11 protein-coding genes are annotated in these 14,466 nt (G+C 74.1%); 4 read left to right on the forward strand and 7 right to left on the reverse strand.

Annotation, left to right across the window (positions count from 1 at the left end):
• Nucleotides 1-65: 65 nt before the first annotated feature.
• From AB0N04_RS32005 to AB0N04_RS32015, 3 genes are all read right to left on the reverse strand, one after another.
• On the reverse strand, nucleotides 66-1,361 hold the full coding sequence (locus AB0N04_RS32005) for a cytochrome P450 (protein WP_360217959.1): 1,296 nt from the start codon (nucleotides 1,359-1,361) through the stop codon (nucleotides 66-68).
• A gap of 70 nt (nucleotides 1,362-1,431) precedes the next feature.
• Entirely contained in the window at nucleotides 1,432-3,264 is a 1,833-nt protein-coding gene (asnB, locus tag AB0N04_RS32010) for an asparagine synthase (glutamine-hydrolyzing) (RefSeq protein ID WP_360217957.1), read from the reverse strand.
• A gap of 54 nt (nucleotides 3,265-3,318) precedes the next feature.
• Nucleotides 3,319-4,686, reverse strand: a complete 1,368-nt coding sequence (locus AB0N04_RS32015) for an MFS transporter (protein WP_360217954.1) — start codon at nucleotides 4,684-4,686, stop codon at nucleotides 3,319-3,321.
• Between the two features lie 287 nt (nucleotides 4,687-4,973).
• On the opposite strand from AB0N04_RS32015, the gene tsaD reads away from it, so the two are divergent.
• From tsaD to AB0N04_RS32035, 4 genes are all read left to right on the forward strand, one after another.
• The gene (gene tsaD, locus AB0N04_RS32020; protein WP_360217951.1) at nucleotides 4,974-6,041 is read left to right on the forward strand and encodes a tRNA (adenosine(37)-N6)-threonylcarbamoyltransferase complex transferase subunit TsaD; all 1,068 of its coding nucleotides are present in this window, start codon (nucleotides 4,974-4,976) and stop codon (nucleotides 6,039-6,041) included.
• 149 nt (nucleotides 6,042-6,190) lie between these two features.
• Complete coding sequence (locus AB0N04_RS32025) at nucleotides 6,191-8,461, forward strand: protein kinase (protein ID WP_360217948.1); 2,271 nt, start codon at nucleotides 6,191-6,193, stop codon at nucleotides 8,459-8,461.
• A gap of 214 nt (nucleotides 8,462-8,675) precedes the next feature.
• Entirely contained in the window at nucleotides 8,676-9,581 is a 906-nt protein-coding gene (locus AB0N04_RS32030; protein WP_360217945.1) for an arginase family protein, read from the forward strand.
• Nucleotides 9,582-9,735: 154 nt separating this feature from the next.
• Complete coding sequence (locus tag AB0N04_RS32035) at nucleotides 9,736-10,725, forward strand: aldo/keto reductase (protein ID WP_360217943.1); 990 nt, start codon at nucleotides 9,736-9,738, stop codon at nucleotides 10,723-10,725.
• Between the two features lie 210 nt (nucleotides 10,726-10,935).
• Here the strand turns inward: AB0N04_RS32035 and AB0N04_RS32040 are convergent, their stop codons facing one another.
• The 4 genes from AB0N04_RS32040 to AB0N04_RS32055 all read right to left on the reverse strand — a co-directional run bounded on the left by AB0N04_RS32040 (nucleotide 10,936) and on the right by AB0N04_RS32055 (nucleotide 14,198).
• Entirely contained in the window at nucleotides 10,936-11,532 is a 597-nt protein-coding gene (locus AB0N04_RS32040; protein WP_360217940.1) for an RICIN domain-containing protein, read from the reverse strand.
• A 235-nt stretch (nucleotides 11,533-11,767) separates the two neighbouring features.
• A complete protein-coding gene (locus AB0N04_RS32045; RefSeq protein ID WP_360217937.1) occupies nucleotides 11,768-12,595 on the reverse strand; it encodes a tyrosinase family protein in 828 nt (275 codons plus the stop codon).
• A gap of 50 nt (nucleotides 12,596-12,645) precedes the next feature.
• Nucleotides 12,646-13,038 carry a tyrosinase cofactor gene (locus AB0N04_RS32050; protein WP_360217934.1) on the reverse strand — a complete coding sequence of 131 codons (393 nt, stop codon included), beginning with the start codon at nucleotides 13,036-13,038 and terminating at the stop codon, nucleotides 12,646-12,648.
• A 581-nt stretch (nucleotides 13,039-13,619) separates the two neighbouring features.
• Nucleotides 13,620-14,198, reverse strand: coding sequence for a hypothetical protein (locus tag AB0N04_RS32055; RefSeq protein WP_360217931.1), 579 nt, complete (start codon nucleotides 14,196-14,198; stop codon nucleotides 13,620-13,622).
• Nucleotides 14,199-14,466: the final 268 nt, after the last annotated feature.

The raw sequence follows: 14,466 nt of genomic DNA on the forward strand, positions 1-14,466 counted from the left end.
CGGCGCCCGTTCCCCCGGTGGGGCGGGTGCCGGGCCGCCCTGGCGGGCGGGGCGGGAGCGGGGTGTCAGGTGGTCGGGCGGGTGTGGAGCGGGGTGCGCCGGTCGTAGGCGACCGGGAGCCGGTTGACGCCGCGGGCGAGGACGGCCGGGATCCAGGTGAGGTCGTCGAGGGGTTCGGCGGGCCGCAGTCCGGGCAGCCGGGCGAGCAGGGTGGCGAGGGCGGTCTGCAGTTCGGCCCGGGCCAGCGCGGCACCGGGGCAGAAGTGGACGCCGTGGCCGAAGGCCAGGTGGGAGTTCGGGCTGCGTTCGAGGTCGAGCGTGTCGGCGTCGGGGAACTGCCCGCCGTCCCGGTTGGCCGCGCAGAGCGAGACGATCACCGAGTCGCCGGCCGGGATGCGGGTGCCGTGCAGGTCGCTGTCCTCGGCGAAGAACCGCCAGGTGGTGAGCTCGAAGGCGCTGTCGTAGCGCAGCAGTTCCTCGACCGCGCGGGGCAGCAGGGCGGGGTCGTCGCGCAGCCGCTCCAGCTGGTCGGGGTGGCGGAGCAGGGTGATCAGCATGGTGGTGATCTGGTTGGTGACGGGCTCCTGGCCGGCGACCAGGAGCTGGAAGATCATCGAGTCCAGTTCCTCCCGGGTGAGCTCCCCCTCGTCCCGGGCGGTGACCAGGCGGGAGAGCAGGTCCTCCTCCCGGTGCGCGCGCTTGTGGGCGACGACCTCGGCGATGTACGTCTGCAGGCCGAGCAGCCGCGCCTCGTAGGCGGGCCGGCCCGGGTCCTGGGGCCCGACGGGCTGGACGACCTTGCCCCAGTCCCGGTCGAAGCGGGCGGCCAGCTCCGGCGGGAGGCCGATGACCTCCGCCAGGACCCGGAAGGGGAAGTGCGCCGCGAAGCCGGCCACCAGGTCCGCACCGCCCTCGGCGGGCAGCCCGTCCACGAGGGCGTCGGCGAGCTCCTGGAACCGCGGGCGCAGCGACTCCACCCGGCGCGGCGCGAAGGCGTCCAGGACGAGGCGGCGCATCCGGGTGTGCTCCGGCGGGTCCTGGTGCAGCAGGTGGGCCTGGAGCTGGGAGTGCTGGGGCTCGGGCATGATCGAGGCGAGGGCGCGCCAGTCGTCGTTGCCGAGCGCGTGGTTCTTGCCCAGGCGCGGGTCGTTGAGCGCCTGGTGGGCGGCCTCGTAGCCGGTGACCAGCCAGGCGGCGATGCCGGAGGGGAAGCGGACCCGGTGGACGGGGGCGGTGTCGCGCATCCGGCGGTAGAGGTCGTACGGGTCGGTCTTGTAGGCGGAGCCGTACAGCGGGATCGGCTCGCCGGCGGTGGCTCCGGTGACGGGGCAGCGGGCCCCGGTGCGGTCGGGGGTGGTCATGTCCGGTTCCTTCGGGCACATGGCGGTCGGGGTGGGGCGACGGGGGTGCGGCGGAGGTGGGGCCGCCGGGTCAGAGGGCCAGGGCGGGGCGGTGGTGGTCGAGCCAGAGCGCGAGGTCCACGACCCGTTCCAGCCGGAGCCGGTGGCCCCACTGCAGGCGGTCGGCCGGGGTGTCGAGGGTGGCCCTGACGACCGTCTCGTCCGCGATCTCCCGCACGTGGGGTGCGTCCAGCGCCTCCAGGGCGAGCCGCTGGAGGCCGGCGTTGTAGTCGGCGTGGTGGGTGGCCGGGTAGTGGTTCTTGGGCCGCCACAGCACGGAGTCCGGGGCGATGCCCCGGCCGGCGTCGCGCAGCAGGCTCTTCTCGCGCCCGTCGTGGTTCTTCATCGCCCAGGGGGTGTTGAAGGCGTACTCGACGAGGCGGTGGTCGCAGTACGGCACCCGGACCTCCAGGCCCCGGGCCATCGAGAGGCGGTCCTTGCGGTGCAGCAGCTGGCGCAGCCACCGGGTGAGCGAGAGGTGCTGCATCTCGCGCTGCCGGTGCTCGACGGGCGTCTCGTCGTCGAGGTGCGGGACGCCCGCCAGGGCGGTGCGGTAGGTGTCCTCGCGGAAGTCGCGGATGCGCAGGTCGGCGGCGAGCTCGGGGTGGAGCGGCATGGCGGCCTCGTCGCCGGTGACGAGCAGCCAGGGGAAGGTCCGCGCGGCGAGGGCCTTCGGGTCGTGGAACCACGGGTAGCCGCCGAAGACCTCGTCCGCGGCCTCACCGGACAGGGCGACGGTGGAGTGCCTGCGGATCTCGCCGAACAGCAGGTGGAGCGAGGTGTCCATGTCGCCGACGCCGATCGGCGAGTCCCGGGCGACGACGACGGCCCGCCGGTTCTCCGGGTCGAGCAGGGTCCGCGGGTCGAGGACCACGGTGGAGTGGTCCGTGCCGATGAAGGCGCCGGCCTCGGTGGCGAAGGGCGTGTCGTGGCCGGTGCGCAGCACGTCGCCGGTGAACCGCTCGGCCTGGTCGCTGTAGTCGACGGCGTAGGAGCGGAGCCTCGCCCCGGGGCCGTCGGTGCGGCGGAGTTCGCCGGCGATCAGGGCGGTGACGACGGTGGAGTCCAGGCCGCCGGAGAGCAGGCTGCAGAGCGGGACGTCCGCCTCCAGCTGGGTGCGGGCGGCGCGGTCGACCAGCTCGCCGACGCGCTCCTGCGTGGCGGCCAGGTCGTCGGTGTGCGGGCGTGCGGTCAGCTGCCAGTAGCGGCGCTCGCGGACGCCCTCCCGGTCGAGGACGAGCAGTCCGCCGGGCTCCACCTCCCGGACCCCGGCCCAGACGGTGGGGCCGGTGTTGAACAGCAGGCTGTACGCCTCGCGCAGGCCGTCGGCGTCCACGGTGGGGGTGAGCTCGGGATGGGCGAACAGGGCCTTGGGCTCCGAGCCGAAGGCCAGCCCGCCGTCGACGGCCGCCCAGAACAGCGGCTTCACGCCGAGCCGGTCACGGACCAGCAGCAGGCGCTGCTCGCGTTCGTCCCAGACGGCGAAGGCGTACATGCCCTCCAGGTGGTCGACCAGGGCGTCGCCCCACTCCAGGTAGGCGCGCAGCACCACCTCGGTGTCGCTGCGCGTCCCGAAGCGGTGGCCCCTGCTTCTGAGCCGCTCGCGCAGCTCGTGGTGGTTGTAGACCTCGCCGCTGTAGGTGAGCACCACCCGCGGCCGGTCGGGCCGGTCCGCCATCGGCTGGGCGCCGCCCTCGGGGTCGAGCACGGCGAGGCGCCGGTGGCCGAGCGCGGCGTGGGCGCCGAGCCAGACACCCCCGGCGTCCGGCCCGCGCAGGGCCATGGTCTCGGTCATCGCCTCGATGACGGGGGCACTGTGCCGGACGTCCTGGTGGAAGGACGCCCAGCCGGTGATTCCGCACATGCGCATGCTCCAGTGGTGTGAACGGTGGTGGCGGGAGGGGGAGGTGGGGCGGGATCAGGCGGCCTGGGCGACGGCGGGGCGGCCGTGCCGCGCCAGCAGCGGCACCGCGAGGCAGCTGCCGGCGGCGGCGAGGCCGAGGCCGAGGTGCAGGCCGCCCGCACCGGAGCCGCCGAGGCTCCAGGCGGCGGTGGCCAGGGCCGGGCCGAGGGTGAAGCCGAGGCTGCGGGCGAGCTGCACGGTGGAGGCGGCGGTGGCCACCGTCGCCGGGGTGGCGGAGGTCATCACCATGGCCTGGGTCGGGCCGCCGTACAGGCCCATGCCGGTTCCGGCGAGGGCGAGGCGCCAGGCGACGTCCGGCAGGGTCCAGGTGTCACCGAGCGGGGCGAGCAGCAGGAAGCCGAGCGCGGTGAGCGCGGCGCCGGCGGTCGCGGTGGGCCGGGCGCCGTAGCGGTCGGCGAGCCGGCCGCCGAGCGGTCCGGCGATCCCCATGGCGAGGGGGAAGCACAGGATGGTCAGGCCGGTGGCGGTGGCGCCGGCGGCCTCGTCGCGCTGCAGGTGCAGGGCGAGCAGGTAGTGCACGGCGGCGAAGGCCCCGGCGACGGCCAGCACCGCGGTGTTGAGGCCGGCCGTCCGGTTCTCCCGCAGCACCGACCTGACGGGCTGTCCGCCGGCCCGCCGCAGCCACAGCGCGGTCAGCGGGACGGCCGGGGCGCCCAGCAGCAGCCAGCCGGGGGCGTCCGCGGTCAGGGTGAGCCCGAGGAGGACGACGCAGACGGCGCCGCCGATGAGCGCCGCGTCGGTGACCTCCGTCCGGGCCGGCCGCGCCAGGGCGCCTCCCCGGGGCAGGTGCCGGCGGGCGACGAGCCAGGCGGCCAGGCAGACCGGCAGCTTCACCAGGAAGACCGCCCGCCAGCCAAGGTGGTCGACGATCAGCCCGCCCAGGGCCGGGCCGGTGACCGCACCGAGCGGCCCCAGCGTGGCCGGCACGCTCATCGCACGGCCCCGCAGCCCGGGCCGCACCGACCGCATCGCCAGCACCGGCATCAGGACGAACAGCACCGCGCCGAAGGCCCCCTGGACCATCCGGGCCGCGATCAGCGCACCCGCCCACGGCGCGGCCGCGGCCGCGGCGCTGCCCAGCGCGAACCCGCCGAGGGCGGTCAGCAGCGCCGGGCGGGTGCCGACCGCGCCCAGCCACCGACCGGCCGGCAGGAGCAGCGCCACCAGGGGGAGCTGGTACCCGAGGGCGGCCCACTGGGCGGTCTGCGCGGACACCCGCAAGCCCCCGGCGATGTCCGCGAGGGCGATGTTGACGATGTTCATGTCGAGCATCGCCACGAACGACAGCATCCCCGCGACCGCCACCAGGCTCCAGCGGTCCGTGACCGCCGCTGGCGCCTCCCGGCCCGTCACCGCGCTCACAGCGCGCACCCCCGGCCGACGCGTCCCGGCCGACGCGACGAGCAGCTCCTGGGCCGCATGCTCCGCCCTCCTCCCGTAGCGGACACCGTCGGCGACGGCACCCGGCACAGGAGTCGGGCCGGAACCCCGGGAAGTTCCGAACACCTGGATGAATCTTCGCCGGGCGGGCGCAGGGCCCCTGAGCTGCGCGTCCCACCCCCGGCACGGTGGTCGCCGGCGGGCGCTCGCCTATCCTTGTTGCCAGTTATTCGCAAATACTGAACTTAGGCAACAAGGAGTCGTGGGTGATGGCGGGATCGCCGGTGGTGCTCGGGATCGAATCGTCGTGCGACGAGACCGGCGCCGGGCTGGTGCGCGACGGCGTCCTGCTGGGGCACGCGGTGGCGTCCAGCATGGACGAACACGCGCGGTTCGGCGGCGTGGTGCCCGAGATCGCCGCCCGGGCCCACGTCCACGCCATGGCCCCGGTCGTCGACGAGGCCCTGACCCGGGCCGGACTCACCCTGGCCGACGTCGGCGCCGTCGCCGTGACCGCCGGCCCGGGCCTGTCCGGCGCCCTGCAGGTCGGCGTCGCCGCCGCCAAGGGCTACGCCTTCTCGCTCGGCGTCCCGCTGTACGGCGTCCACCACCTCGCCGGCCACGTCGCCGCCGCCACCCTCGACGGCGGGCCGCTGCCCGACCCGTGCATCGTCCTGATCGTCTCCGGCGGGCACACCTCGCTGCTGCTGGTGCGCGACCTGGCGCGCGACCCGATCGTCCACCTCGGCGACACCCTGGACGACGCCGCCGGCGAGTGCTTCGACAAGGTCGCCCGCATCCTCCACCTGCCCTACCCCGGCGGGCCCGCCATCGACCGGGCCGCCCGCGACGGCGACCCGAAGGCCGTCCGCCTGCCCCGCCCGCTGAGCGGGCCGAACGACCCCCCGTACGCGTTCTCCTTCTCCGGCCTCAAGACCGCCGCCGCCCGCTGGGTGGAGGCCCAGCGTGCCGCCGGCACCGAGCCGCACGTCCCCGACGCCGCCGCCGCACTGCAGGAGGCGATCGCCGACACCCTCACCCGCAAGGCCGTCCGGGCCTGCACCGACCACGGCATCGACACCCTGGTCGTGGTCGGCGGGGTCGCCGCCAACTCCCGGATCCGCGCCCTGACCGAACGGCGCTGCGCCTCCGCCGGCATCACGCTGCGCGTCCCGGCGCTGCGGCTCTGCACCGACAACGGCGCCATGATCGCCGCCATCGGCGACCTGCTCGTCCGCGCGGGTGCCGCACCCGCCCCGATGAACCTCTCCGTCGACCCCTCGGCTCCGCTGGAGTACGCCGCCCTCACCCCCGTCGCCGCCACCCGCGCGGCCTGAGGGGCGCCGAGGCCCGCATCGACGACGCCGGAGGCCGCAGGAGCACGCACTGCGACCTGCGCCGCCGCGCCAGGATGTGAGATGCTCGCGCCAAGGCAGGCAACAGGGGCGCGTACGCCCGGAGTTGCCACATACGTCGGAGGGGGCCGATGGAGCCGTTGGGGGACGCGGACCGGCTCACCGTCGGTCCGTACCGGGTCGTGGCAGAGTTGGGGCGCGGCGGCATGGGGCGCGTGCTGCTGGGCGTCGCACCGGACGGGCGCCTGGTCGCGGTCAAGGTCGTGCGCTCACAGTTCGTGGAGGACGGCGGATTCCGTGCGCGCTTCCGCCGCGAGGTGGAGACGTCCCGGCGGGTGTCCGGCGCGTACACGGCGGCCGTGCTCGATGCCGACGCGGACGCGCCGCTGCCGTGGCTGGCCTCGGTCTTCGTGCCCGGCCCGGCCCTGAGCGACTCCGTGGAGCGGGCCGGTCCGCTGCCGGCCGAGGCGGTGGTGCGCCTGGCCGCCGGGCTGGCCGCCGCGCTGGGCGGGATCCACCGGGCCGGGCTCATCCACCGCGACCTCAAGCCGTCCAACGTCCTGCTCGCCGCCGACGGGCCCCGGGTCATCGACTTCGGGATCGCCCGGGCCACCGACAGCGAGGGCGGCACCGAGATCACCCACACCGGCTGGCTCGTCGGTTCCCCCGCCTTCATGTCCCCCGAGCAGGCCGAAGGAGGTGAACTCACCCCGGCCAGCGACGTGTTCTCGCTCGGTGCGGTGCTGGTCCAGGCGTGCACCGGCCGCAGCCCGTTCACCGGCACCTCCGCACCGCAGACGCTCTACAACGTGGTCCACACCCGACCCGACCTCTCCGCCGTCCCGGAGGAGCTGCGCGAGCTCGTCGCGCGGTGCCTGTCCAAGGACCCGAAGCTGCGGCCCACGCCCGCGGGGATCGCGCACGAACTCGGGCCGCTGGCCCCGGCCGTACGGCCGTGGCCGGCCGCCGTGCACGCCCTGATCGACGAGCAGCAGGCCGCCGTCACCCGCCTCCTCGGCCTGACCGAGGGCGCCGGCCGGCTGGTGGCGTCCGACACCGGGACGATCGTCCTGACCGGACACGTCGCGAACGAGGACCTGCCGACCAGGACCGCGCTCCCGGTGCCGACCGGGCCCGCCGGGCCGGAACGACCGGTCCCGACGCCCGGTGCGGCGGATCCACCGGCGGCCGAGGGATCCGACGTGGATCCGGCGCGGCGCCGGCGCCCGAGTCGGCGAACGGTGCTGTTCGCCGTGCTCGGCGCGGGTGCCGCCGCGGCGACGGCCGTGCCGCTCGCACTCGACCGGACCGCGGGCTCCCCGACCGCGGGCGGTCCGCAGACGCTCCCGCCGCCGACGACCTCGCCGAACACGTCGTCGGCGGCCCCGGTCGGACCGAGCCCGTCGCCCACGCCCGCGGCCACCCCGACGTCTCCCGGTACTCCGTCGGAACCCGCCTTCAGGGTCTCCCCCAAGTGGCGCACCCGGCAGACCGCCCTGGACTACAGCCCGGACGGCACGCTCCTCGCGGTGGGCGACCACGGCAGCGGCCTGACGTTGTGGAACAGCCCCGGCCTGGACGTCGCGGCCGACCTCGGCACCTCGGCCGTGCCGGGCATCGACGGCAACCTCACCTTCGCCGTGAAGTTCAGCCCGGACGGCTCGCTGCTCGCCAGCGTCGACGACTTCGCGACGATCACGCTGTGGGACACGGCGTCCCGGAAGAAGGCGGCCACCCTCCAGGGCGACCGGAACCAGAAGAAGGCCGGATACGCGAACCTCGCGTACAGCCCGGACGGCAGGACCCTGGCGTACAGCGCCAACCGCGTGATCACCGTGTGGGACGTCGGGAGCCGCACCCTGGTCACCACCATCACCAATCCGATCGAGCACCCGGCGTTCGAGGCGGACGGGGAAGTGTTGTGCATGGCCTTCGCCCGGGACGGCCGCACCGTCGTCGCCACGACCGGCCAGGACCGGCAGAGCCTGCTGCGCTTCTGGGACGCCCGCCAGGGAAGGCTCCTCGCAACGGTGGAGAACGCCGGGGACGGTGCGATCGCCCTCGCGGTCAGTCCGGACGGCAAGGTCCTCGCCACCGCCTCCCGGGGAGAGGTGAAGGTGTGGGACATCACCACCCGCGCGGTGGTCGAGACGCTCCCCTTCCCCTCCAACCCGGTGTCCGCCCTGGCGTTCAGCCCGGACGGCGGCCTGCTCGCGGGCGCCGAGCAGGACGGACGGGTGCGGGTCTGGTCCACGGCCACCTGGAACCCCGTCCGCGGACTCGACGAGGCGAACGCCCTCACCCCCAGGCCCTTCATGCCGGAGCACCTCGTCTTCAGCCCCGACAGCAGGTTCCTGGTGGGATGCTTCGACGCCTACCTGGCGCTCTGGAAGGTCGGTTGAGCCTGCGGGACCGGTAACCGCGGGCCCGGTACCCGCGGGACGCCCTACCGGTGCGGGTGGCCGAGCCAGCGGGTCGCGCCCCCCTCCACAGCTGCCGCGCCCCCACGGCCCGGCGGACCGCGCCGGCGCCCTTCTCCGCGGGCGGCATCGCCGCTCCCCCGTGGCCGGGAGCAGCCCGCTCGCGCCCGTCCGGACGGACGGCGATGATGGGTGGATGCGACGGGATCTCGTCGTGGTCGGCGCACCGACCAGTGCGGGCAGCTACGCGCCCGGCCAGGAGGCCGCACCACGGGTGTTGCGCGAGCTGGGCCTGGTCGAACGCCTGAGCGCGGCGGGCCGCCGGGTGCGGGACGCCGGGGACGGGCCGCTGCACGTGTGGGCCCCGGACCGGCAGCACCCGCGGGCCCAGAACCTCGCGGCGGTGGTCCGGGCCGTCGAGGCCGTCGCCGACCACGTCGCCGCGGCGCTGGACGAGGACGCGGACGTCCTGGTCATCGGCGGCAACTGCACCGTCGCCCTGGGCGTGATGGCCGCTCTCACGGCACGCGACCCGGACGCCGGCCTGCTCTACATCGACCGGCACTTCGACCTCAACACCCCGGCGAGCACCCGCGAGGGCGCCCTCGACTGGATGGGCCTCGCCCACGGGCTGGACCTGCCCGGAGCCGCGGAGCCGCTGGCGGCCGCGTTCGCCCGTCGCCCCCTGCTCACCCCGGACCGGCTCCACCTCCTCGGCATCGACCCCCAGGCCGCGACCTCCTGGGAACGCGAGCAGGCACGGGCCCTGGGCCTGCGCTGGGGCTCGCACACCGACCTCGCCACCGCGCCGGGCACCGAGGTGACCCGGGCCCTCGGTACGCTCCCCGCCGGCCCCCTGGCCGTGCACGTCGACGTCGACGTCCTGGACTTCACCGACGCGCCGCTCGCCGAGAGCACCGACGGCCGCAACAGCGGCCCGACGCTCGACGCCCTGTCCGAAGCACTGGACACCGCCTGCCGGGACCCGCGCTTCCGGGCGCTGTCGATCTGCGAGCTCAACCCCTCCCGCGCCGCCGGAGACCCCGCCGTCCTCGACCGGTTCACGGAGTGCCTCCGACGCGCCCTGCGCGCGACCCCGTGAACCGCGGCCGGGACATCGGGTACCGCCTCCGGGCCCCCGCGGCCCCGGCACCGTAGGGTCCTCTCCGAGGAGACGGGCCCGACCGGTCACCCGGACCGGGGCGCCGGAAGGCGCCGGGCCCCGGGACGATCGAGACGAAGGGCTGGCACGCCACATGCAACAGCGCAGTCTGCGGGACCTCCAGGTATCGGCCATCGGCCTCGGATGCATGGGGATGTCCGCCTTCTACGGCACCGCCGACCAGGCCGAGGGCGTCGCGACCATCCGGCGCGCCCTGGACCTGGGCATCACGTTCCTCGACACGGCGCAGGTCTACGGGCCGCTCACCAACGAGTCCCTGGTCGGCGAGGCCGTCCGGGGGCACCGCGACGAGTACGTGATCGCCACGAAGTTCAACTACCGCATGGACGGCGCCGTTCCGGGCGACATGTCGACCGTGGGCCGCCAGGACGGCTCGGCCGAGCACGTCCGCGGTTCCGTGCACGGCTCGCTGAAGCGGCTCGGCACCGACCGCATCGACCTGTACTACCAGCACCGGGTCGACCCGACCGTGCCCATCGAGGAGACCGTCGGCGCGCTCGGCGAACTGGTCGCCGAGGGGAAGGTGCGGCACATCGGGCTGAGCGAGGCGAGCGGCGACACCATCCGCCGCGCCCACGCCGTCCACCCGATCACCGCCGTCCAGAGCGAGTACTCGCTCTGGACCCGGGACGTGGAGGCCGAGGTGCTCCCCACCTGCCGGGAGCTGGGAATCGGCTTCGTGCCGTACTCCCCGCTCGGCCGCGGCTTCCTCGCGGGCCGCTTCAGCTCCCCGGACGAACTCGACGAGGGTGACTTCCGCCGCACCAACCCGCGCTTCACGGAGGCCAATCTGGCGGCCAACCTCAGGCTCGCCGGGAAGGTGAAGGAGATCGCCGCGGAGAAGGACGTGACACCGGCCCAGCTGGCGATCGCCTGGGTGCTGGCCCGCGGCGAGCACCTCGTGCCGATCCCGGGCACCAAGCGCCGCACCTACCTGGAGCAGAACGCGGGCGCCGTCGACGTCGAGTTGACCGATCAGGACCTGGCCCGCATCGAGGCCGAACTGCCCGAGGTGTCCGGCGAGCGCTACGACGAGGACGGGATGCGGGCGGTGAACCGCTGAACGACCCCCGCCGACCGACCGCGGACGACCCGCGGGACGGCGTTTCGACGCGCTGAGGGCCGCTGCCCGTCACGCGAAATTCACAGGCGGGGGTCTACTCGCATAGACACCGGTCGGGCATCCTGGGGCGGTGTCGGCGCCCGGCGGCGCCGCGCTGATCGGCACCCGCACCCCCGACGAGGGTGCGGGGCCGCACAACATGACGCACGATCAGCCGTAGAACCGCCAGATGTGGTCGTCGTAGCCCTCGTACACGCCACCGTGCCACGAGCTGTCGTAGCAGGGGTACGCCGTCAGGGGCAGGTCGTCGGCCCGGTCGCTCCCGTCTCCGGCCCAGCCGGCGACGTCCAGGCAGAGGCCGCTCTTGTAGTTGACGATCTCGTAGCCCCCGTTGCCGACGACGTCGACGAGGTACCACTCCTGGTTGTCGGTCGCGGGGTCGGAGGCGCAGGTGTAGACGGCCACCGGGGCACCGGCCGGGGCCGCGCCGTAGTCGGGCAGGTCGAGGCAGTAGCCGCTCTTGTCGTTGGCGAACTGGTACAGGGCCCGGCCGTCGACGGTCCGGGTCCGCTCCAGCCGCCACATCTGGTTGTCGTCGCGGCCGGGCCGGCAGGGGTACTGACTGACGCGGGTGTCCACCGGGTTCCAGCCGTAACCCGGTAGGTCGGCACACTTCATGGTGGTGACGTTCATGAGCGAGATCGTCTGCAGGTACGTGGCCGCGTGTGCGTCGGCTGCGAAGGACAGCGGGAGCAGCGCCGCGACACCGGCGGCGGCCAGGAAGCGGGCGATTCTGGGCCTGGGCATGAGGACTCCCCCATCGTGGGTGGTTCGGGCGGGAATTCCGTGCGTGTGTCGCCCGGCTCCGACGGAGCCGCGATCGGGCACGAGAATAGGGGGACCGGATCCCGTGCGAACCGTCGATGGTCCGACTACGGCCGAAAATGACCGCGCGGCCGAAATGCGCCCAATGGTCCAGACCACCCGGGTCGGGGGTCGGGGCGGTGGCCACTGCCCCGACCCCCGACCCGGGCCGGCCGGATCAGTACGCGGTGTCGTACGTGTAGAACTTGGTGTGGTCCAGCAGGTCGGCCGGGGTGACGTCGTTCCACGGCTTCATGCTGTCGTTCAGGGCGACCACGTTCCTGGTGCGGCGGACGGGCTGGTAGCCCTCGCCCGGGTGGCGGCTCTGCCAGCCGGCCCAGAGGCGGTCGATCATGCAGTGGTGCATCCAGAACACCGGGTCGTTGGGCGACATCCCGGTGCTCATGGTGCCGCCGACCCAGACGTGCACCCGGTTGTGCACGTTGACGCCCGTCCAGCCCTCCAGGTTGTTGCGGAAGCCGGCGCTGGAGCTGTTGAACGGCGCGGCGTCGTACGTGGCCATCCCCAGCACGGCGTCCACGTCGGCCCTGGTCGGCAGGCCCTGACCGCTCTGGCCCAGCCGGCGGATCAGGTAGTTGCGGGAGTCGGGCCTGACGGTGAGCGTCCAGTTGCCGGAGCTCTGCGCGAACGGGCCCGTGGTCACCCGGCCGTCGGTGGCGCCGCCGCCCCCGCCGAGGAAGTCCGGGCCCCAGAGGGAGGAGTCCGGGGTGCGGTCGGTGGTCCAGTCCCAGTACGGCAGCGTGACGGTGGCGTCGATCGCCTGCAGCGCCCGCTCGAAGCGCAGCAGGAAGCTGCGGTGCCAGGGCAGGAAGGACGGCGAGCGGTGACCTGTGCGCTCGGTGGTGTCGGTGTCGCTCATGATGAAGTCGTTGTGCGTGCTGACGAACGCGTCGTAGGCGCCGCGGCGCTTGAGTTCCAGGACGGCGTTGACGAAGGCGCGCTTCTCCGCGGCCGTCATGGTCGCCTGGTTCTTGCGGACTGCCATGGTTCTTCCTTCGAGGGTGGTCTGTGCGGAGGCCGTTGTGCGGTCCGGAGTCAGGCGGCGATCGGGGCCAGGTCGGCGCCGTCCAGGGAGTTCACGGCGGCCCGGACCAGCGCCCGCGGCGTGGTGAAGGTCTCGTAGTGGTTGATGACGCTGATCCAGGTGCCGTCCGCGTTGCGCATCATGTGCAGCTCCCGGCCGTCGATCAGCACCATGTAGCCGCTCATCGCGTGGTGGCCGTCGCCGGACATCGGCATGCCCTGGATGCGGCGGCCGCGGAAGACCTCGTCGAAGCTCTCGCCGCCCGCCGTGTCGGCGCCGACGGCGGGGGTCGCGGCGGGGCCGGTGAGGCCCAGGACGACCGTGCCCGCGGCGACGGCGGTCGCGACGACGGCGCCTTGCAGCATCCGTCGGCGGGTGAGGTCGGTGGTGGTGCTTTCGGACATGGCAATGCCCCCCAGGTGGAATGTGTGAAGAACTTTCGGTGCCCCCCGTTCTTCGCGGACCGGTCGGCGACGTCGACTGCCCGGCGCGTCGTCGGCGCTGGTCAGGACGTCCGGTGGCGATCGGCCCGCTCGGAATCATTCCTACCAGTCGTGGGCGAACAGCCCCGATTCGTGATCGGAATGAGGAGCGAAAGTGATCGGTTCAAGCCGGTCACGTGAAAGTCGTTGCATCTTCTACATCAGCCAGAGATTCGGTCCGCCGGGATTCCTGCACGCGGAAACCGAAGATCCTTCGCCCGGACGACCCCGCGCCGCAGAACCTGCGGCCTTGACGCGCCCTTTGTGACCGTCGCTACACGAACAGGATGACGCGATGCCGACAGGTGGTCACACCGCCTCCGCGGCGGTGACGACGGGGAGCCCGGAGTGGTCGCTGATCCCGCCGGTCCGCGGGTCCATCCACATCCGCTGCTGTTCACCGTCCTGGAAGGCGGCCCTGGAATCGTGCCGCTCGGATCGCTCACGACCCTCGAACGTCCGGTGGTACGGGCACGAGGTGGTCCACGGGCACGCAGGGCGGGTCAGGCCGGCCTGCCGCCGTCCGGGTCGTCGCCGTGGACCGGGGCCGGTGAGCCGGGCGGGGGCGGGATGCGGGCCAGGAGTTCACCGGCGGCCCGGGTCAGGTGTGCGGCGATCTCCTCCGCGGGCGCCTGCGATCCGGCCCGGCCCAGGTGGACCGCCACCGCGTCGACCACGGGTGCCAGCTCCTCGCACGACCCGTAGACCTCGGCCACGTTCTCGACGATGAGCAAGGCCCCCTCGACGGGGTCGAGCCACCCGCCGGCGATCTCGGCGGCCCACCACCGGGCGAGCGCCAGCCGGCCCTGCCAGTAGTCCCCGGCGCCCTCGGGCGGCCGGAAGCCGAACCCGAGCTCGTCCATCACCCGGTCGAACAGCCCCGGGGCCTGGTCCTCCTCACCGCTGAGCAGCCAGGCGAGCAACCACAGCGACGGGGTGTCCACGCCCGCGGACAGGGCGCGGACAGCGGCCTGGATCAGCGACTCCGGCTCGGCGTACCGGCCGTCGACCCACGCGTGGGCGATCCCCCGCAGCTCCTGCACCGCCCCGGCCGCCGTCCCGGGGGTTCCGCTCGTCGTCATGGCGGCATCCTGCCCGCCACCGCCCGCCGCCCACCAGCGGACATCCCCGGCCGCGGCGCGTGCGGAGCGCACCGGCCGTGGCCGGGCCGTCCCGTCGGTGGCCCCGAGGCGCCGAGACGGGCCCGGCTCCGCCCGGAGCCGGGCCCCATCGGGCGTCCGGGGTTACGGCTACTTGCGGGTGTTCTTGACGTTGGGTTGGGTCTTCTGGTTGTAGATCTCCTTGCCGTTGGCGTCGTAGGCGTGGACGTAGGGGGCCGGGGGGAAGGAC

This window comes from Kitasatospora sp. NPDC051702, assembly GCF_040681575.1.
Taxonomy (GTDB): Bacteria; Actinomycetota; Actinomycetes; order Streptomycetales; family Streptomycetaceae; genus Kitasatospora.